Annotated in this window: 13 protein-coding genes; 8 read left to right on the plus strand and 5 right to left on the minus strand. The window is 65.0% G+C overall.

The window, feature by feature from the left end:
- Window positions 1-97: 97 nt before the first annotated feature.
- Entirely contained in the window at window positions 98-1,237 is a 1,140-nt protein-coding gene (locus QA642_RS26305) for a cysteine desulfurase family protein (protein WP_283079440.1), read from the minus strand.
- A gap of 351 nt (window positions 1,238-1,588) precedes the next feature.
- Here QA642_RS26305 and QA642_RS26310 point away from each other — a divergent pair, with 351 nt between their 5' ends.
- Window positions 1,589-2,236 (plus strand): alpha/beta hydrolase, encoded by a 648-nt coding sequence (locus tag QA642_RS26310; protein WP_018641706.1) that lies wholly within the window; start codon window positions 1,589-1,591, stop codon window positions 2,234-2,236.
- A 201-nt stretch (window positions 2,237-2,437) separates the two neighbouring features.
- Here QA642_RS26310 and QA642_RS26315 read toward each other — a convergent pair whose 3' ends face one another.
- Both QA642_RS26315 and QA642_RS26320 read right to left on the minus strand, forming a co-directional pair.
- Complete coding sequence (locus tag QA642_RS26315; protein WP_283079441.1) at window positions 2,438-3,115, minus strand: glutathione S-transferase family protein; 678 nt, start codon at window positions 3,113-3,115, stop codon at window positions 2,438-2,440.
- A 111-nt stretch (window positions 3,116-3,226) separates the two neighbouring features.
- Window positions 3,227-4,330, minus strand: coding sequence for an anhydro-N-acetylmuramic acid kinase (locus tag QA642_RS26320; protein ID WP_283079442.1), 1,104 nt, complete (start codon window positions 4,328-4,330; stop codon window positions 3,227-3,229).
- A 160-nt stretch (window positions 4,331-4,490) separates the two neighbouring features.
- Between QA642_RS26320 and tyrS the strand changes: the two genes are divergently transcribed.
- The 5 genes from tyrS (at window position 4,491) to QA642_RS26345 (ending at window position 11,741) form a co-directional block, all read left to right on the plus strand.
- Window positions 4,491-5,744: a tyrosine--tRNA ligase gene (tyrS, locus tag QA642_RS26325; RefSeq protein WP_027557830.1), complete on the plus strand. Its 1,254-nt coding sequence runs from the start codon at window positions 4,491-4,493 to the stop codon at window positions 5,742-5,744.
- A gap of 56 nt (window positions 5,745-5,800) precedes the next feature.
- Window positions 5,801-7,072: an MFS transporter gene (locus QA642_RS26330; protein ID WP_283079443.1), complete on the plus strand. Its 1,272-nt coding sequence runs from the start codon at window positions 5,801-5,803 to the stop codon at window positions 7,070-7,072.
- Between the two features lie 218 nt (window positions 7,073-7,290).
- Window positions 7,291-7,695 carry a DoxX family protein gene (locus QA642_RS26335; protein WP_283079444.1) on the plus strand — a complete coding sequence of 135 codons (405 nt, stop codon included), beginning with the start codon at window positions 7,291-7,293 and terminating at the stop codon, window positions 7,693-7,695.
- 395 nt (window positions 7,696-8,090) lie between these two features.
- Entirely contained in the window at window positions 8,091-9,785 is a 1,695-nt protein-coding gene (locus QA642_RS26340; protein ID WP_283079445.1) for a methyl-accepting chemotaxis protein, read from the plus strand.
- Window positions 9,786-10,046: 261 nt separating this feature from the next.
- On the plus strand, window positions 10,047-11,741 hold the full coding sequence (locus QA642_RS26345) for a methyl-accepting chemotaxis protein (RefSeq protein WP_283079446.1): 1,695 nt from the start codon (window positions 10,047-10,049) through the stop codon (window positions 11,739-11,741).
- Window positions 11,742-11,887: 146 nt separating this feature from the next.
- Here QA642_RS26345 and QA642_RS26350 read toward each other — a convergent pair whose 3' ends face one another.
- Window positions 11,888-15,709 carry a DUF3971 domain-containing protein gene (locus QA642_RS26350; RefSeq protein ID WP_283079447.1) on the minus strand — a complete coding sequence of 1,274 codons (3,822 nt, stop codon included), beginning with the start codon at window positions 15,707-15,709 and terminating at the stop codon, window positions 11,888-11,890.
- A 195-nt stretch (window positions 15,710-15,904) separates the two neighbouring features.
- On the opposite strand from QA642_RS26350, the gene QA642_RS26355 reads away from it, so the two are divergent.
- Both QA642_RS26355 and QA642_RS26360 read left to right on the plus strand, forming a co-directional pair.
- Window positions 15,905-16,585, plus strand: a complete 681-nt coding sequence (locus QA642_RS26355) for a peroxiredoxin (protein ID WP_283086979.1) — start codon at window positions 15,905-15,907, stop codon at window positions 16,583-16,585.
- 111 nt (window positions 16,586-16,696) lie between these two features.
- On the plus strand, window positions 16,697-18,061 hold the full coding sequence (locus QA642_RS26360) for a peptidoglycan DD-metalloendopeptidase family protein (RefSeq protein ID WP_283079448.1): 1,365 nt from the start codon (window positions 16,697-16,699) through the stop codon (window positions 18,059-18,061).
- A gap of 145 nt (window positions 18,062-18,206) precedes the next feature.
- Here the strand turns inward: QA642_RS26360 and QA642_RS26365 are convergent, their stop codons facing one another.
- On the minus strand, window positions 18,207-19,442 hold the full coding sequence (locus tag QA642_RS26365; RefSeq protein WP_283079449.1) for an ABC transporter substrate-binding protein: 1,236 nt from the start codon (window positions 19,440-19,442) through the stop codon (window positions 18,207-18,209).
- Between the last annotated feature and the right edge of the window lie 7 nt (window positions 19,443-19,449).

Here is a 19,449-nt window from a genome sequence, read left to right on the forward strand (position 1 = left end):
GGTTTCAAGGACCGCGGTGGATCAAACTCGGACGAGTATTACGATGTTTTCTGGCCGAAAGCACGCGCTTAGAACCGTTCAAGCCGTGTTTCGTCGCTTACGCTCTAAGTAGGGTATTACCCAGCTTTCGCCAAGCCTCTAACGCCCTATTGATGTCATCTGGTTCTGTGGACCAGCCCAGACTGAGACGCACCGCTCCCTGGGCGACGGTGGCATCATACCCCATCGCCGACAGCACGTGCGACGGCTGGACCTTGCCCGAGGAGCAGGCCGAGCCGGAGGACACGGCGACCCCTTCGAGGTCGAAGCCGATCACGGCAGTCTCGGCCTTCAGGCCGGGTGCGGTAAAAAGAACCGTGTTCGGCAATCGCTCCACGTCGTCCGCGAAGATGGTGCCTCCGGCGACGCCGCGAAGTCCATTTTCCAAGCGATTCCTGAGGGTTATCATCCGCTCCACATCTTCCGGGAGAGTCTGAAGCGCCGCCCTCACCGCTGCACCGAACCCGGCAATGCCTGCGACATTCTCGGTTCCCGCGCGGCGGTTCAGCTCCTGGCCGCCGCCCCGCAGCACCGGCTCCAGCCCGGCGATTCCCTCAGCGACAACCAGTGCGCCGACGCCCTTGGGACCGCCGATCTTGTGCGCAGAAAAGGTCGCAAGGTCCGCGCCTACCGCGTTAATATTGAAAGCAATTTTGCCGAGCGCCTGGATCGCGTCGACATGCAGGAGGCCGCCGACCTCGCGGACGATCCGCGCGGCTTCGGTGACCGGCTGGACCGCGCCGGTCTCGTTATTGGCCGCCATGATCGAGACCAGCGCCGGCGGACCGTCGCCAAGCAGTGCCTTCAGGTGATCGAGATCGATTACGCCCGAGCGCGTGACCCGGATCTGACCGATCCTGTCGGCCGGGAACCGGCCGCCTGCCAGCACCGAGGCATGCTCGATAGAAGAGACCAGCAGCCGTTCGACAGGGCCGCCAGAGGGACCGCGCAGACCGGGCGAGAGCGCCAGCGCATTGGCTTCGGTTCCAGCGGATGTGAAGACAACGTTCCGCGGCAGCGCACCGGTGGCCGCCGCAAGCGCGGCGCGGGCCTCCTCGACCAGCCGTCGCGCCTCGCGCCCCTCGGCATGAACCGAGGACGGATTGCCGACCAGGTCCCAGGCAGCGAGCATCGCGTTCCGCGCTTCAGTGCGGAGCGGTGTGGTCGCGTTCCAGTCGAGATAAACACGGCGCGGCATTGAGTATTATGTTACCTTGCATAGCGGGACCTGGTCGGCCCGCCTCGCTGCCCGACATGGGCCGCCGCCGCGCACTTGGCAACCGTGATTCCGAAACCGCAGCCGGCGATGACGCCGCCATGACACGCTAACACCTTGCGCCCATTGAGTGATGTTCAAGATGCTTGCTTTTTGCCCCGCAGCCTATGTTAGAACGCGGCCGTCAAGTCACCGCGCGCCATTCGCGCATCACCGCGAGGCGCACGCCTTCTCATCCTTCATTCGCGCTTTCGTCGGCATCAAAGTCGACGAAGCCACAATCGGTTGATTGCCGAGGAACCTCGCTCCAGCACATCAATCAAGAGATCATCGATGCCTGAAGTCATTTTCGCCGGCCCCGCTGGCCGTCTCGAAGGCCGCTATCACCCGGCCAAGCAGAAGAACGCGCCGATCGCGATGATCCTGCATCCGCATCCGCAGTTTCACGGCACGATGAACCATCAGATCGTGTACCAGTGCTACTACGCCTTCGCGCATCGCGGCTTCTCGGTGCTGCGCTTCAATTTCCGCGGCGTCGGCCGCAGCCAGGGCTCGTTCGACCACGGCACCGGCGAACTGTCCGATGCCGCCGCCGCGCTCGACTGGGCGCAGACCATCAATCCCGAGGCGCGTGCCTGCTGGGTCGCCGGCTTCTCGTTCGGCGCCTGGATCGGCATGCAGCTTCTGATGCGCCGCCCCGAGGTCGAGGGTTTCATCTCGATCGCGCCGCCGGCCAATCTCTACGACTTCTCGTTCCTCGCGCCCTGTCCCTCGTCCGGCCTGATCGTGCATGGCGAGAAGGACGCCGTGGTGCCGCCGAAGGACGTCAACACCCTGGTCGAGAAGCTGAAGACGCAGAAGGGCATCGTGATCGACCAGCAGATCATCCCCGGCGCCAACCACTTCTTCGACGCCAAGCTCGAGCCGCTGATGGAGACCATTACGGCGTATCTGGACATGCGTCTCGCCAACGTCCGGTGAGGCCGTAACCTTGTAGCCCGGATGGAGCGAAGCGAAATCCGGGACACTCTTTCCGCTGATACAAGGCCCCGGATTGCGCTTCGCTCCATCCGGGCTACGGCGCCCAACTCAAGCCAGCTTGAGCGCAGCTATCCCCCCCAGCCCACGTCGAGTGCGCCGGCGATCACCAGCATCAGCCAGGCGAGGGATGACGACATCGGCTCAGGCCGCGAGCTTGAGGAGATGCGCATCGTGCCGGACGAGGAAGGCGCGTAGCAGTTGCGGATAGTCCGCCCCGACCGCGGTACGGACGCTCGGGCGCTTCGCGAGCTCGGCGCGCCAGGCGCGGACCTTCGGCACATCCTTGAAGATGCCATGCTCGGTCAGTTCGTCGAAGAGATCGAAATAGCGAAAGACCGGCGCGAACACCGCATCGACCAGGCTAAACGCCTCGCCGGCGAAATAAGGCCCAGCGCCGAGCGCGGCTTCCACGCGCGCGAACTTCGCGACAAGGGCCTGACGCTTGCTTTCGAAGGTCGCCGGATCCGTCGCGGTCTCGAGGCCCCAGAGATCACCGAGGATCGCCGAGCCGAACTCCATCCAGGCGCGATGCTCGGCACGCTTCAAGGCATCGGCCGGATGCAGCTTGGCGCCGGCTTGCGTCTCCTCGATGTATTCGCAGATCACGTTGCTCTCGAACAAGGCCACCTCGCCCTTGTCCGTCGTCACCACCAGCACCGGCACCTTGCCGAGCGGCGAGATCTTCAAGAACCAGTCGGGCTTGTTGGCGAGATCGATGTCGATCCGCTCGAACGGAACGCCCTTCTCCTTCAGCGCGATCACGGCGCGCTGCACATAGGGGCAAAGCTTGTGGCTGATCAGTTTCAGTGATGCGGTCATGGCAACGATCCCGGCAGTTAGATGCAACTGCATCCAAGATAGATGCATTTGCATTCTTCTGTCAAGATCAATGCATCTGCATTTAACCGGCTGTGGCCGTGGGCTGCCCCCTCAGGGCCGCGCGATCACCCCGCCCGTCATGGGCATCGGAACGCCCGTGGTGGCCGGATAGGACAGCGGCAGGCCCTTGAGGCCGCGGACGGCGAGGAAGCCGAAGGCCTGCGCCTCGATGGCGTCGGAGGCCCAGCCGAGGGTCTCGGCGGCCTCGACCGTGGCCGAGCCCACCCTCTCCCGCAGCATCCGCAGCATGGTCAGGTTGCGGGCGCCGCCGCCACAGACGATCCAGCTCCGCGGCCGCCGCGGCAGCAGCGGCATGACACGGGCGATCGCGGCAGCGGTGAAGGCCGTGAGCGTCGCCGCGCCGTCGGCCGGCGCGACCTCGCCGAGCTTGAGCGCTGCGAAATCGTTTCGATCGAGCGATTTCGGCGGCGGGCTTGCGAAGAACGGCAGCTCCAGCGCCCGCGCGATCCAGGCGTCGTCGACCTTGCCGAGCGCGGCGAACTTGCCCTCCGCGTCGAACGCCTGGTTCATGGTGCGGTACATGAAATCGTCGAGCAGCGCATTGCCGGGCCCGGTGTCGCAGGCGATCAGCGTGTCGTTGCCGTCGATATAGGTGACATTGGAGACCCCGCCGATATTGACCACGACGATCGGCCCTTCGCGCTCCAGCGAATTGGCGAGCGCGCGGTGGTAGACCGGCACGAACGGCGCGCCCTGCCCGCCCGCCTCGACGTCGGCAGCGCGGAAATCATGCATCACGGGGATATGGATCGCCCTGGCGAGCGCCGGCCCGTCGCCGATCTGAACCGTCATCCGCTTCTCGGGCCGGTGCAGCACGGTCTGGCCGTGGAAGCCGACGATGTCGATGTCCTCCGGTCGCATCCGATTCTGGGCGACGAAGGCGGCGACCGCCTCGGCATGGGCCTGCGTCACCGCGCGCTCCGCCTCGGCGAGGACGCCGGGGCGGGCATCGCGCCGCGGCAGGTGCACGGCCTCGGACAGCGCCTGGCGCAGCAGATTGCGCTCCGCCGGGCTATAGGGCCGGTAGCTGGACGGTCCGAATGCCTTCACCTGTTTTCCGTCGGTCTCGATCAGCGCGACATCCACCCCGTCCAGCGAGGTGCCGCTCATCAAGCCGAGTGCCGTCAACATCATCTCAAGCGGGCCTCGACGTCCCCTGCCCCGACGCCTGACTTGTATCAAACAAGTACATCTTATAATGCCACAGCGCGCATTTTTGCGGCAGCCCGGCTGACGCTGGTTCCGCAACTTGCCGCAATGATCGTAAAATAAGAATGATCAGGCACGCCGACAGATGACTGCATTTAAATCGGATTTCCTCAACACCCTGCAAGAGCGTGGATTCATCCACCAATGCTCCGATTTCGAGGGGCTGGACGCGCTCGCCGCCAAGGGCGAGGCAACCACCTATGTCGGCTACGATTGCACCGCCCGTTCGCTGCATATCGGCAACTACCTGACCATGATGATGCTGTACTGGCTCCAGCAGTCCGGCAACAAGCCGATCACGCTGATGGGCGGCGGCACCACCATGGTGGGCGATCCCTCCGGCAAGGACGAGACGCGCGCGATGCGCACCGTCGCCGAGATCGAGGCCAACAAGGAATCGATCCGCGGCGTGTTCGCAAAGGTACTGCGCTATGGCGAGGGCAAGAGCGACGCCATCATGCTCGACAATGCGGAGTGGCTGACCAAGCTGAACTGGATCGAGATGCTGCGCGACGTCGGCCGGCACTTCTCGGTCAACCGCATGCTGACCATGGACTCCGTGCGCCTGCGCCTCGAGCGCGAGCAGGAGATGAGCTTCATCGAGTTCAACTACATGGTCTGCCAGGCCTACGACTTCGTCGAGCTCGCCAAGCGCACCGGCTGCCGTCTCCAGATGGGCGGCTCGGACCAGTGGGGCAACATCATCATGGGCGTCGATCTCGGCCGCCGTATGGGCACCCACCAGCTGTTCGCGCTGACGACGCCGCTCTTGACCACCGCCTCCGGCGCCAAGATGGGCAAGACCGCGCAAGGCGCGGTGTGGCTCAACGCCGACCAGTTCTCGCCGTATGATTTCTGGCAGTATTGGCGCAACACCGAGGATGCCGACGTCGGCAAGTTCCTGAAGCTGTTCACGACGCTGCCGATGAGCGAGATCAAAAAGCTCGAGGCGCTCGGCGGCTCCGAGATCAACGAGGCCAAGAAGGTGCTCGCGACCGAAGCGACCGCGCTGCTGCACGGCCGCGACGCCGCGAACGAGGCGGCCGAGACCGCACGCCGCACTTTCGAGGAAGGCGCGCTGGCCGAAAGTCTGCCGACGGTGGAAATTCCGCGCGGCGAATTGGACGCCGGCCTCGGTGTGCTCAATGCCTTCGTCAAGGCGGGCCTGGTTGCCTCCAACGGCGAGGCGCGGCGCCAGATCAAGGGCGGCGGCCTGCGCGTCAACGACGAGCCCGTGACCGACGAGAAGATGGCGCTGTCGGCCGGCAATCTGACGCCGGAAGGCGTGATCAAGCTGTCCTTCGGCAAGAAGAAGCACGTCTTGATCAGGCCTGCATAGGCGTATGAGCTTTTGATGCTTGTCAGGACGCGCCGAAGCGCGCTCCCTGACGGGCAATGGATCAGAACACGCCCAAGCAAGCGACGGCGGAAACCAGCAAGGATAGCGTTGCGACAACGCCGCAAGGCGCCGTGCGCATCGCGCTCACCGTGCTCGCGCTCTGCTTCACGCTCGCGGTTCTCGGCCGCGGGCTTGGCGACAGCTTCACGGTGTTCCTGAAGCCAATCTCGGAAAGCTTCGGCTGGGACCGCGCGCAGATCGTTTCGGTCTATTCCCTCACCTGGCTCGCAAGCGGCCTCACCGCCCCCTTCGTCGGCCGCCTGTTCGACCATTCCGGACCGCGCATCGTCTATGCGCCCGGCCTGCTGCTGCTCGGTGCGGCGTTCCTGATCGCGGCGCACGCCCAGCATCTCTGGCAGTTCCAGCTCTCGATCGGCCTGTGCGTCGGCATCGGCGTCGCTTTCATCGGCATCGTGCCGAACTCGATCCTGCTCGGCCGCTGGTTCGGGCCGCGTCTGCCGACCGCGATGTCGGTGGTGTATTCGGCGATGGGCGGCGGCGTGCTGGCGCTGCTGCCGGCCTCGCAGCTCCTGATCGATCACATCGGCTGGCGCGACACCTATCAGCTGTTCGGATTCACCGCCTTGGGCCTGCTGGTGCCGCTGTTGCTGCTGCCGTGGCGGCTGTTCGCCGCGGGCTCGCCGCATGTGGTGAAGAAGACCGATCCGAACTTTGTCGACAATGGCTGGACGCTGCTCGGCGCCATGCGCCATCACGCCTTCTGGGCGCTGTTCTCGACCTTCTTCTTCACCGCCGTCGGCATGTATGCGATTGCCGCCCAGATCGTGGCCTATCTGATCGATGCCGGTTTCCCGCCGCTCCAGGCCGCGACAGCCTGGGGTTTTTCCGGCGTCGTGCTGGTGTTTGGAATGCTCGGCGTGTCCGCGCTCGACGGGCTGATCGGGCGCCGGCCCTCGGTGCTGCTGAGCTACGCGATCTCGATCCTCGGCATCGTCCTGCTCTGGCTGTTGCAGTACACTCCGAACATCCTGCTGCTGACCGGCTTCGTCGTCTGCTTCGGCAGCATGATGGGCTCGCGCGGCCCGCTGATCAGCGCAACCGCGATGCGGATCTTCCAGGGCAAGCGCGTCGGCACCATCTACGGCACCATCTCGATCGGCAGCGGGCTCGGCTCGGCGTTCGGCTCCTGGAGCGGCGGCCTGATCCACGATGCGACGCACGGCTACAACGCGTTGCTCGCCTTCGCACTTGCGAGCGTGGTGCTCGGGATGATCCCGTTCCTGATCGTGCCCGCCTTGCGGCGCTAGGTTTCGCAGGAGTAACCTAAGCGCATTCGCGTCACCGGAAAATTACGGACGGATGCGATACGAACACGCGCAAAAAATGCGGGCCGCACCTGGCTGAAAGCACATCCTGTGGTGTTTTGTCCGACATGACAAAAATGTCAGCGCAAATTGGGCTTGGGCGCTTGCAGGCTGGAACCGAATGCGGTCCAAGTCGCGCATTGGATGGAGGGCACAAACCAATGGACTTTCCCTATCTCGTTCGCTTTCAACCGGTTCTCTTGAGCCTGTTTCGCTTCATCACCGGCTTGCTGCTGTTCCAGTACGGCGTCGCCAAGCTGTTCAAGTTTCCGGTGCTTCCCTACTTCGCGAACATCCCGCCGCTGATCTATGTGGCCGGTACGCTTGAGCTCGTGCTCGGCGCGCTGCTCATGATCGGCCTGTTCACGCGCCTCAGCGCTTTCATCCTCGCGGGTGAGATGGCCTTCGCTTACTTCATGGGCCACATGTTCAAGGGCGAGACGCCGGTGTTCCTGCCGCTGCTCAATGGCGGCACCGCGGCGATCCTGTTCTGCTTCGCCTGCCTCTATCTCTCGTCGGCCGGCGGCGGCTCGGTCAGCGCCGATGCGGCGATGGGCAAGAAATAACGGCCCGATCGGCGACACGTTCGCGCGGCGCTGACGGACGTGCAGTCGAGGCGCAAATAAACGACGGCACCGGCAGCTTCGCCGGTGCCGCCTACCGCGAGCCCAGCACGTTCCAGATCAGAACGAGGGCCGCGACCAGCAGCACGGACATGATGAGGCGGTGAGCGAATCGGTTCATTGCCACTCCGGCTAAGCCCAATCAGGACCAAAGTCTGAGAACGACGTCCTCCCGCAAAAAAGCGGGAGCGCGGCGATGCATGGCGATTTACCTGCACACTTGCGCATAAGGCGGCAAATGCCGTCCGCGCGATGGGCCGTCGCATGCCTACGTTCATGATTGGTAAGAACTTCATGCTACCGATGCGAGCAATAACAACCGTTCCGTAGAGGCCGCGATGAAGCTGCTCAGTCACCTGAAGATCCGCACCAAGCTGACCAGCATGGTCTGCCTCGCGGCACTCACGGTCACGGCCATCATCGGGGTCTCGGCGGTGCTCAGCAAGAGCCGCATGATGGAGGACCGTGTCCAGCAGATGCGGACTGCGGTGGAACTCCTCTACAACTACGCACAATCGCTCCAGGACGAGGTCACTGCCGGCAAGCTGACGCAGGCCGAGGCGAAAGCCCAGTTCCACCAGCGCGGCCGCCGCATGAGCTTCAACGGCGGCCAAGGCTATCCTGTCGTCTACAATCCCGACACCTCGCTGTTCGTAAACGGCGCCAACCAGCAGCTCGAAGGCAAGATCACAGGTGCCATCGATTCCAATGGCGTCCTGATCGCCGACGCGATCATGAACACCGCCAATCAGAATGCCCAGGGCGGCGTGGCCTCCTACCTGTATCCTCGTCCCGGCCAGACCGAGCCGGTCCGCAAGACCGTGTTCACGCGCAAATTCGCGCCCTGGAACGTCACCATCAGCTACGGCCTTTATGTCGACGACATCGACGCCGACGTCCGTGCCTTGACGCTGGAGCTTGCCGCGATCGGCATCGGCCTGATGCTGCTGATGGCGACCTTGTCCTGGCTGATCGCTCGCGACGTGCTCGGCGCGCTCGACCGCCAGAAGAACCGCATGCAGGAGATCGCCGACGGCGCCATCGACAAGCCGGTCGAGGAGACCGATCGCGGCGATGAGATCGGCCGCATGGCCGAGACGCTCGAAGTGCTGAGACAGACCGCGCTGACGGCACGGAATCTGGAGGCCGAACAGGTCGCCGCCAAGAGCCGCAGCGAGCAGGAGAAGCGCGAGGCCCTGATCGCGCTCGCCGACCGCTTCGATGCCTCCGTCGGCCAGCTCGTCGGATTGATGGCCTCCGGATCCGGCGAGCTCGAGACCACCGCCAAGTCGATGTCGTCGACCGCCGAGGGCACCAACCGCCGCGCCGCCGTGGTCGGCTCGGCCGCGACTGAAGCGAGCCAGCGCGTCCAGACCGTCGCGGCCGCCGCCGAGGAGCTCTCCTCCTCCATCACCGAGATCAGCCGTCAGGTCGCGCAATCCGCCGAAGTGACCGGCCGCGCCGTCGACAGCGCGCGCCGCACCGACACCATCGTGCGCGCGCTCTCGGACGGTGCCCAGCAGATCGAGCACGTCGCCGAGCTGATCTCGAGCATCGCGGCACAGACCAATCTGCTCGCGCTCAATGCCACCATCGAGGCGGCGCGCGCCGGTGACGCCGGCCGCGGCTTTGCCGTCGTCGCCTCCGAGGTGAAGTCGCTGGCGAGCCAGACCGCGGAGGCCACCCGCGAGATCGGCGACAAGATCGCGCAGATCCAGGGCGCCACCAGGGAGGCCGTCGACGCCATCGGCGGCATCACCGCCACCATCGAAGAGGTCAGCCGCATCGCCACCTCGATTGGAGCTGCCATCGAGGAGCAAGGCGCCGCCACCGCCGAGATCGCCCGCAGTGTCTCCCAGACCGCGGAGGCGACCAAGGAGGTCACCACCAATATCGGCGGCGTCTCTACGGCAGCCAACGAGACCGGCAACGCCGCCGGCATGGTGCTCGCGGCAGCCAGCAACCTCTCCAAGCAGGCCGAGCAGCTCTCGGGTGAAGTCGGAACGTTCCTCGCAGGCGTGCGCGCGGCGTAAGCTGCGCGACTTCTGTACTGGTCCGAGCGCGACGACGCCTCGGCGAATCGATGCGTCGATCGCACCACCTGAGCACGCACGCGATCCAGCTTTTCTTGGACACGTCGCCGCAGGCGTTGACCTTGTGCCTGCATATGTGTGTCCACGGCTGCGCGAATTGCATCGCGCCTGAACGCGTCATCTCATGCGTTCACGAATGGTAAGAATTTCCTGATACCGCTGCGCGAGAACAAACATTCTACAACCGTTCTCGAGGCCGTCATGACGCTGCTCAGTCACCTGAAGATCCGCACCAAGCTCACCAGCATGGTTGCACTCGCAGCGCTCACCGTGACCGCCCTCATTGTCGCCTCGAGCTATCTCAGCAAGACTCGCATGCTCGACGATCGCGCGCGCCAGATGCAGACCGCGGTCGACCTGCTGCACGGCTTCGCGCAGTCGCTCCAGGACGAGGTCACCGCCGGCAAGATGACGCTCGCCGACGCGCAAGCCGAGTTCAAGCTGCGCGGCCGGCGGATGAAGTTTGGCGGCGGCCAGGGTTATCCCGTCGTCTACACCGCCGACTCAACCGTCATGATGAACGGCGGTGCGCCTCAGCTCGAAGGCAAGAACAACGGCATCAAGGATGCCAATGGCATCGTGATCGGCGATGCCACGGTGAACGTGGCCAAGCAAGCACCTGAAGGCGCCATCCTGTCCTATCTCTTCCCGCGTCCGGGCGAAACCGTTCCGGTTCGCAAGCTGGTATTCGCTCGCCACTTTGCGCCCTGGAACGTCGCGATTGCCTACGGCCTTTATGTCGACGACATCGACGCCGACGTCCGTGCCTTGACGCTGGAGCTTGCCGCGATCGGCATCGGCCTGATGCTGCTGATGGCGACCTTGTCCTGGCTGATCGCACGCGACGTGCTCGGCGCGCTCGACCGCCAGAAGAACCGCATGCAGGAGATCGCCGACGGCGCCATCGACAAGCCGGTCGAGGAGACCGCCCGCGGCGACGAGATCGGCCGCATGGCCGAGACGCTCGAAGTGCTGAGACAGACCGCGCTGACGGCACGGAACCTGGAGGCCGAGCAGGTCGCCGCCAAGAGCCGCAGCGAGCAGGAGAAGCGCGAGGCCCTGATCGCGCTCGCCGACCGCTTCGATGCCTCCGTCGGCCAGCTCGTCGGCCTGATGGCCTCGGGCTCCGGCGAGCTCGAGACCACCGCCAAATCGATGTCGTCCACCGCCGAGGGCACCAACCGCCGCGCCGCCGTGGTCGGCTCGGCCGCGACTGAAGCGAGCCAGCGCGTCCAGACCGTCGCGGCCGCCGCCGAGGAGCTCTCCTCCTCCATCACCGAGATCAGCCGTCAGGTCGCGCAATCCGCCGAAGTGACCGGCCGCGCCGTCGACAGCGCGCGCCGCACCGACACCATCGTGCGCGCGCTCTCGGACGGTGCCCAGCAGATCGAGCACGTCGCCGAGCTGATCTCGAGCATCGCGGCACAGACCAATCTGCTCGCGCTCAATGCCACCATCGAGGCGGCGCGCGCCGGTGACGCCGGCCGCGGCTTTGCCGTCGTCGCCTCCGAGGTGAAGTCGCTGGCGAGCCAGACCGCGGAGGCCACCCGCGAGATCGGCGACAAGATCGCGCAGATCCAGGGCGCCACCAGGGAGGCCGTCGACGCCATCGGCGGCATCACCGCCACCATCGAAGAGGTCAGCCGCATCGCCACCTCGATTGGAGCTGCCATCGAGGAGCAAGGCGCCGCCACCGCCGAGATCGCCCGCAGTGTCTCCCAGACCGCGGAGGCGACCAAGGAGGTCACCACCAATATCGGCGGCGTCTCTACGGCAGCCAACGAGACCGGCAACGCCGCCGGCATGGTGCTCGCGGCGGCCAGCAACCTCTCCAAGCAGGCCGAGCAGCTCTCCGGGGAAGTCGGAACGTTCCTCGCCGGCGTGCGCGCGGCGTAGCGCGCCACTCAGAACACGAGACATTTGGCACGAAAGCGTCGCCACATTCGTCATGGCCGGGCTTGTCCCGGCCATCCACGTTTTGGCCGAGCTGCACGAAGAACGTGGAAGCCCGAGCATGACGAGCACTTGGGAAAGTAGGTGGCTTACCGCCGCGTGAGGCTGCAACCGTTCGAGAGCTGCCGCGTCGATCCGGTCGAGCCGTCGTTCGATTGCGACGGGAATTCCTCGAACGGCGAGTTCTGCTTGCCGGTGTTGAACTCCATGATCTTCCGCGTCACGCCGGGAAAGATCGCGGAGATCGGATTGACGCGCATGACGGGGGCGGCCGGCGTACCGACGACCTCGTAGGTCACGCCGATCAGTCCCTCCTTGTCGCCGGCCCCCAGGATCAACCCCAGCACCGGAATCTGTCCGAACATGTTGTTCAACCCGTACATCGGCACGAAGGTGCCGCTCATGCACACCTGGTTGCCGGGGTAGTCGATCGAGCCTTCGATCGTGGCGCCGATCATCGGGCCCTTGACCACGCCGTCGCGGATCGTAAGCGCACCGTTCTGCCGGGTGAATTCGGCGCGGAGCGCACTGAACGAGACGCCATTCCCGGTGCCGTTGGGCGCACCGGCGGCGACGCGCTCGAGCTGCGCCTCGCCCTTCACCGTGAAGTCGCGCACGTTGATGAGGCCCTCGCGCGAGGTGTTCGGCTCCGACGTCGGCGGCTCCATCGCCACCACCATCTGGCCGCCGACCGCCTTGGTGTAGGTGTCGGTGAAGCGCAGCAGCGCGCCGGCATTGTTGGTCTGGAGGTAGATCACCTCGCGGTTGCCCTGGGCGCGGCCACCGCGCAGGTCGGCCGCGACCGGCGAGTCGTTGCCGATCTTGCCGCTCAGCGTGACCGCCTTGATGGCCCCGCTGCGCTTCGACATCTTGGCATCGACGCTGCGCATCGCCTCGCCGTTGAAACCCATGACGGCGCCGAGTTTCAGGTCAATGTCGAAATCGACGTTCTTCAGCTTGTTCTTGGAATCGTCCTTGGAATTGCCTGAGATCGCCGATTTCAGGAAGCCGCGGCCGTCGAAGATGTCGCCGCGCATCGTGCCCTTGACCACGCCGTCCTGGCTCCGCTCGACTTTCAGCGATGCCTTGTCGCCGTCGGACGGCGAGTAGGTCGGGAAATTCGCATTCATGAGGTCGCCGTTGGGATCGAGCTCGAGCGAGCCCTTGATCGAAGCGCCGCCGCCATCAATGACGATGTCCTCGAAACGGGTCGACTGCGCCGTCGGCACCACTTTGAAGCTGGCCTTGCCCGACTTGCCCGGCAGCTTGACCCAACCGGGCAGGATGTTGTCGAGCTTGACCGACGTCAGGTCGGCCTCGACGCCGAGCTTGGTGGTCTGGTCGGGACCGCCGGCAATCTTGCCCGACACCTTGATCGGCAGCGAGCCGCTGACGGCCGGGCTCAGATCGAAGCCGAGGCGCGCCCGGCTCGCATCATCCAGCGTCGCCTGCAAGCGGACGTCCGCGTCGCCCTCGGCCGGCTTGCGGTAGTCGAGCGAGGCCGCCTGCCCGTTGATCTTGACGTCGCCCTTGACCTGATAGCCCTGGTTGTTGGCGGTGATCTTGAGGTTGTTGGCCTCCAGCTTCTGGTTCATCACCAGCTTGTCGGCGGAGAAGCCGTTGAGATCGGCGGTGACGGCATAGACGGTGTCGGCCTTGGTCAGCTCGCCCTTGACCGGCAAGCCGAGCTGAATGTTCGCCGTGAACGTCCCCTTGCTGGTGTTGGGATCGACGACCGTCGCGGACAGGTCGCTGAGGCGATCATTGGCGAGCATTTCGGCCGCCGCCGGCACCGGACCGTCGACGCGGAACCTGGTGCGCGACGGCGAAGGCTTGGGCGCCATGTCGGGCACCTCGAAGACGAAATCGGAGATCGTGACCTTGCGGCCCGCAGGCGTATCGGCAATGCCCTGCCCGATATTCACGGTCGCGGTGCGCCCGGTGACGCGCGCCTTCAGATCGGCGTCGTGCACGACAGGCATGCCGTCCACGGGGCGGACCGCGACGCCGCTCGCCACGATGTTGACCGAGAGGCCGTCGTCCGGAATCGGCGGGCCCTTGCGCGGCAGGTTCCTGGTCGGCGAATTGATGCCGATCTCGATGCGCTGAAGCGTGCCGTGCTCGATCCGCTCGATCACCCATTCGCGCAGCTCGGGCACCACGAGCGTCGGCCACATCCGCTTGAGCGCGGAGGCCGACATCGGCGTGCCGGCAAAGCCCAGCGTCAGCCGCGGCTCGCCGGAATAGTCGATGGCGCCGGTGCCGGCGACGCCGATCTCGCCATTGCTGATGTCGGCTTGCGTCAGCAGCATGCGCTTGTGGTCAGTGTCGAAGCGAAAGCCTATCGCAATGCGGTTGAAGACCAGCGGCGGCTCGTTGTCGATGCCGCCGAGCAGGATCGACCCGCCGCTGAAGCCAAGCTGCCAGTCGTTGACGGTGCCGTTCGGCGGCTCGAGATGGGCCAGCAGGGTCAGACGGTTCGCGCCCGAGAGGATCTTGAAGGGCGCAACCAGCACCCGCCGATTGGCGTCCCACTCGATGTTGATCTCGGCCTGGTCGATCGCCATCGGGTAGTCGGGCGTATCGGTGTCGATGATGTTGCCGGCGCCGACCGCGATCTTGCCGCGGAAGAAGGTCGGCACGCCGTCGCGGCCGAGCTCGCCCTTGAGCTCGCCGGTCAGCGGCAGATCGGCGGTGTAGGTGAGGTCCTTGACCCGCAGCGCCAGCAGGATGTTGGAGGTCGAGACCTTGTCGGCCTTGATGTCGATTGAGCGCACGCCGTTCTCGGCGGGGCCGATCGTGGCCCGCAGCATCCACGGACGCGCGCCCTCCTCGCCGAGGCTGAGCGTGACGCCGCCACGGCTCGGCCGGCGCAGGCTCAGCGTGATGTTCTCAAAGGTCCATTTGCTGCCGCGCTGCTGATCGTCGACGATCAGGTTGCCGTTCTTCAGGCCGATCTCGTTGAGGTTCTGACCGTCGAGGCCGGTCATGCTCAGGCTGTCGAGCCAGTCGAGGCCCTGAAGGATGCCACTCTGCGCTGTCGCCTGAGGGGCCGCTTGCGATGCGGCTTGGGATGGGTCTTGGCCCGCAGGCGCGGTCGCAAAGGGCGGCGGCGGGACGCCATTGCGCGGGAACGTCGGCGGCAGGCCCGCATCCTTCTTGGACGCAACACCGGTTGCGAGCGGTTTGGCGGTGTCGCCGGCGGATACGGTGACGGTGCCGTCCGGCGCAATGCGGATCGCGAGTTCGGCGTCGACGAGGTTGAGGCTCTCGGCGCGCAAATGGCCCATCAGGAGACCGGCGCCCGACAGCTTCACCTCGGCCTTCGGCGCGGTGGCAACGATGGCATGATCGTGGTCGCGGACGACGATGTCGCGGATGCGGACGGCGATGCGGACCCGGCCGGCCCGCTCGATCTGGGTGCCGCCGACCTCGACCGTATTGCCGTGACCGATATTGTCCTCGATCGCCGCAGCCAGCCAGGGCGTTGCGATGTCGAGATTGATCGGACCGGCGCCAAGCCGCCACCACAGCGCGCCGAAACAGCCGACGAAGACGACGAAGAGGGTGCCTACGACGACGGCGATCCGGCGAAGCCAGCGTCCACTCGGCAGCGCCCGTCGAACCGACGAGAAGCTGTCACCGAACCGAAAGCGCGAACTGGAGCGCGACAGCAGGCGGCGCGCGCGATGGCCCGCCTCCTCCTCCTCCTGATCCTGATCCCAATCGGCCTCGTCCCATTCCGGCGGCTCTTGATAGCCGCCGCGCCGATCGAAGTCCCGATTGTGATCCTGGGGCGACGTATTCCTTGCCATTGCCTCTCGATACAGGCGCCCATCATAGGATTGAGCGCCGCCCGGACCGCAGCCGTCGACGGGGATCGAAGCACCCCGACCCGGCGTTGCCGCCATACCTCGAATATTCCTGCTGTTCGTCATTTCGCCCCGGGAGCGCGTTCAACGAGCAGTGGGGTGGTGCGTGGAAATCCTTGTAACCATATTCCGGCGCCGTCAGACTTGCCCAGCCAAGGGCACGAATCCGGCGTGCCGGACGAGAGCTGCAATACCGCTTTGGTTGACCCGCCGAAAGCGTCGAAAGGAAGGCGTATGTCCAAGAAATCCCGAAAGAAATCGTCCAAAACGCCCTCCGGCAGTCCGACGGCCAAAAAGAAGACCCTGAAAACGCGGGCATCTAGTCAAACAAAGCTCGCCAAAACCCGGCGGGCACCGGCCAGCAAATCAACCGCGAGCATAGCAAAGACAGCATCGCATGGGGCCGCATCGAAACAGTTAAATTCCTCCAGATCGGCCGCGGCGGCGAAGGTGGCCCTGGCAGAGGGCGCGAAAGCCCCCGCCTTCCGCCTGCCCCGCGACGGCGGCGATGTGGTCACGCTGTCCGACTATGCCGGCAGCAAGCTCGTCCTGTTCTTCTACCCCCGCGCCGACACGCCCGGCTGCACCAGGGAGGCGATCGACTTCACCCGGCTTGCCGACGACTTCGCCAAGGCGGGCACGGCCGTGCTCGGCATCTCCGCCGATCCGTTAAAGGCCCAGGAGAAGTTCCGCGACAAGCACAAGCTCGGCGTTCCTCTCATCTCGGATGAGAGGCACGAGATGCTCGAGGCCTATGGCGCCTGGGGCGAAAAATCCATGTATGGCAAGAGCTTCCTCGGAATTCTTCGGACCACGATTTTGGTCGGGAGCGACGGCAAGATCGTCAGGATCTGGCGCAATGTCCGGGTCGACGGCCATGCCGATCAGGTGCTCGAAGCGGCAAGAAGTCTTTAACCAGCCCGTTAAGTTCTAACGGTTCCGTTTCCGGAAAATTAACCATGACCGGCCCAGATTGCTGCGGCAATTGAGCCGCAAGGAACCCATCCGACCGGCGCGGGAGTGCCGATGTCGAAAAGTTCTGCCCAATACTCGCAGTACCCCCAGCATCATCCTCACGACCACGGACGGGCCTTCCAGCGCCGTCCCGCCGCCGCAGTGGCGGCGGCGATTCCGCTTCCCGCGACCGACGACGCCTACACCATCGTGCATCACGGCAAGCAGGTCCGGCTCGGGCCCGTGGTGTTCTGGATTGTCGTCGGTACCGTTGTGCTGCTCGGCCTGTGGTCGGCGGCAACCGCCACCTATTTTGCGTTTCGCGACGACGTCCTGACCCGTCTGATCGCCCGCCAGGCCGAGATGCAATACGCCTATGAGGACCGCATCGCCGAGCTGCGCGCCAAGGTCGACCGCACCACCAGTCGGCAATTGCTCGACCAGGAACAGTTCGACCAAAAGCTCGACCAGATCATGAAGCGCCAGACGGCGCTGGAGTCCCGTGCAACGGCGCTCGGCGCCATGCCCGACGTGACCGGATCGATCCCGCGCTCGGCGCCGCAGCGCGGCGATGCCGGTCAGAGCTCGACGCAGGGCACATCCAAACCCTCGCCGATCAGCGACACCGTGATCTTCGTGGCGCCGCCTGATCGCGAGGCGCGGCTCGAGTCGCGCGCGCCGACCGTGGCGACCGCGCCGACCAGCCAGTTCGCCAAGAACCAGGGCTTTGACAACGTCCTGGTCCGGCTCACGAGCTCTCTCGACCAGGTCGAGCGTCGCCAGATGGCGGCGCTCAGCGCGGTCGAGGACGGCATGGATTCGCGGATGCGCCGGATGCGCGGCGTGGTCAGCGATCTCGGTTTGAACCTCGCCAATCTCGAAGCCGCCGTGCCGCGCTCCGCGATGGGCGGGCCCTTCGTACCCGTCAAACTGACCGGCAATGCCGGGCCGTTCGAGAAGCAGCTCTCTCGCATCAACACCACCCGCGCCGAGATGGACCGGCTCAATCGCACGCTGGCGCTGGTGCCCTATCGCAAGCCCGTCATCGGCGAGGTCGAATTCACCTCCGGCTTCGGCGTGCGCAGCGATCCCTTCCTCGGCCGACCCGCGATGCATACCGGGCTCGACTTCCGCGCCGCGACGGGCGATCCCGTCCGCGCCACCGCCTATGGCAAGGTGGTCTCCGCCGGCTGGTCCGGCGGTTATGGCCGCATGATCGAGGTCGATCACGGCAATGGGCTTTCGACCCGCTACGGCCATCTCTCCGAGATCAGCGTCAAGGTCGGCGAGATCGTCAAGATCGGCCAGGTCGTCGGTCTCGTCGGCTCGACCGGCCGTTCCACCGGTCCGCATCTGCATTACGAAACCCGCATCGACGGCGAAGCGGTCGACCCGCAGAAATTCCTGCGCGCCGGCGTGCGCCTCAGCGCGGGCTAAAGCACGATCCGGCCCCGAAGGGCCGCCCGAGCGCAAAGTGCGCAGCGGTCTTCCCTCGCGACAAACGCGGAACGCGTTTGCGCGGAGATCATGCCCAGCATGGTGCTGCAGGCAAAGACCGAACAACGAGATCAGCCGGCCGTGACTACTGGCTGCGCTCGTGGCCGACCTCGCCGGTGATGACCTCGCCGAACAGCTCCCAGGCCTGCCCGTTGAAGCGCATCAGCTGCATCTGCTCGATCGGGAAATAATCGTCCGGCGAGGTGTTGACCATGATGCCCGGCAGCATCAGGTCGGTGTGAAAATCCTTCAGGTTCGCGGCCTGCTTCATGACGTTCTCGCGCGTGAGATTGTCGCCGCACTGCTTCAGCACCTGCGCCATCGCCTCGGCCTGCACATAGCCATAGACGTTGTTGGCATTGGCCTTGTCGCCATCGGCGTAATACTTGTCCATGAACGCGCGCCAGTTCACCACGGCGGGATCCTTGTCCCAGGTCGGATCGGTCGGATCCTTCAGATAGACCGTCGAGATGATGTCCTTGGAATACTCCAGCCCGGCCGGCTTCAGCACCGATGCGACCGAGGTCGCAGTGTTGGCCAGGAAGAATTTCGGCTTCCAGCCGAGCTCGCCCACTTTCCGGATCGCCTGTGCCGAACCTTTCGGCGCGGCCCATGAGAAGAAGATGTCGGCGCCGGAATCGTGCAGGGCCACGATCTGCGAGTCGATCGAGGGATCGCTCACCTCGTAGGATTTGTCGGCGATGATCATGCCGGCCTTGTCACCGAGCCCGTCCTTCAGGCCCTTGAACTGGTCCTTGCCGGCATCGTCGTTCTGCCAGAACACCGCGATCTTGCTCTTCGGAAAATGGTCGCGGATGTATTTTGCGTAGATCCTCCCCTCGCTCTGGTAGTTGGGCTGGAAGCCCATGGTCCAGGGGAAGTTCTTGGGATCGCCGAATTTGGTGCCGCCCGAGGCGACGAACAGCTGCGGCACCTTCTTCGCATTCATGTATTTCATGATCGCGGAATTGGAGGGCGTGCCGAGCGGCTGGAAGATCAACAGCACCTCATCGCTCTCGACCAGCTTGCGCGCCTGCTCGATCGCCTTCGGCGGCGAATAGGCGTCGTCATAGCTGATGAAGTTGACCTTGCGGCCGTTGATGCCGCCCTGCTCGTTGATCATCTTGAAGAATGCGGCTTCGGTCTTGCCGATCACCCCATAGGACGACGCCGGCCCGCTATAGGGCATGATGTTGCCGATCTTGATTTCGGTGTCGCTGGCGCCGGGATCGTATTTCTTCTGCGCCGAGGCCGGTGTCGCGGCGATCACGCCGGCAACGAGAATGGCGAGGGCAGCAAGGTTTTCGCGACGACCCGGCATTGGTCTC

Source organism: Bradyrhizobium sp. CB2312 (assembly GCF_029714425.1).
GTDB lineage: Bacteria > Pseudomonadota > Alphaproteobacteria > Rhizobiales > Xanthobacteraceae > Bradyrhizobium.

Bases quoted from the DNA above. Each gene is read 5' to 3' on its own strand.
- QA642_RS26305 (WP_283079440.1), bottom strand. From the start codon at position 1,237: ATGCCGCGCCGTGTTTATCTCGACTGGAACGCGACCACACCGCTCCGC.
- QA642_RS26310 (WP_018641706.1), top strand. From the start codon at position 1,589: ATGCCTGAAGTCATTTTCGCCGGCCCCGCTGGCCGTCTCGAAGGCCGC.
- QA642_RS26315 (WP_283079441.1), bottom strand. From the start codon at position 3,115: ATGACCGCATCACTGAAACTGATCAGCCACAAGCTTTGCCCCTATGTG.
- QA642_RS26320 (WP_283079442.1), bottom strand. From the start codon at position 4,330: ATGATGTTGACGGCACTCGGCTTGATGAGCGGCACCTCGCTGGACGGG.
- tyrS (WP_027557830.1), top strand. From the start codon at position 4,491: ATGACTGCATTTAAATCGGATTTCCTCAACACCCTGCAAGAGCGTGGA.
- QA642_RS26330 (WP_283079443.1), top strand. From the start codon at position 5,801: ATGGATCAGAACACGCCCAAGCAAGCGACGGCGGAAACCAGCAAGGAT.
- QA642_RS26335 (WP_283079444.1), top strand. From the start codon at position 7,291: ATGGACTTTCCCTATCTCGTTCGCTTTCAACCGGTTCTCTTGAGCCTG.
- QA642_RS26340 (WP_283079445.1), top strand. From the start codon at position 8,091: ATGAAGCTGCTCAGTCACCTGAAGATCCGCACCAAGCTGACCAGCATG.
- QA642_RS26345 (WP_283079446.1), top strand. From the start codon at position 10,047: ATGACGCTGCTCAGTCACCTGAAGATCCGCACCAAGCTCACCAGCATG.
- QA642_RS26350 (WP_283079447.1), bottom strand. From the start codon at position 15,709: ATGGCGGCAACGCCGGGTCGGGGTGCTTCGATCCCCGTCGACGGCTGC.
- QA642_RS26355 (WP_283086979.1), top strand. From the start codon at position 15,905: ATGTCCAAGAAATCCCGAAAGAAATCGTCCAAAACGCCCTCCGGCAGT.
- QA642_RS26360 (WP_283079448.1), top strand. From the start codon at position 16,697: ATGTCGAAAAGTTCTGCCCAATACTCGCAGTACCCCCAGCATCATCCT.
- QA642_RS26365 (WP_283079449.1), bottom strand. From the start codon at position 19,442: ATGCCGGGTCGTCGCGAAAACCTTGCTGCCCTCGCCATTCTCGTTGCC.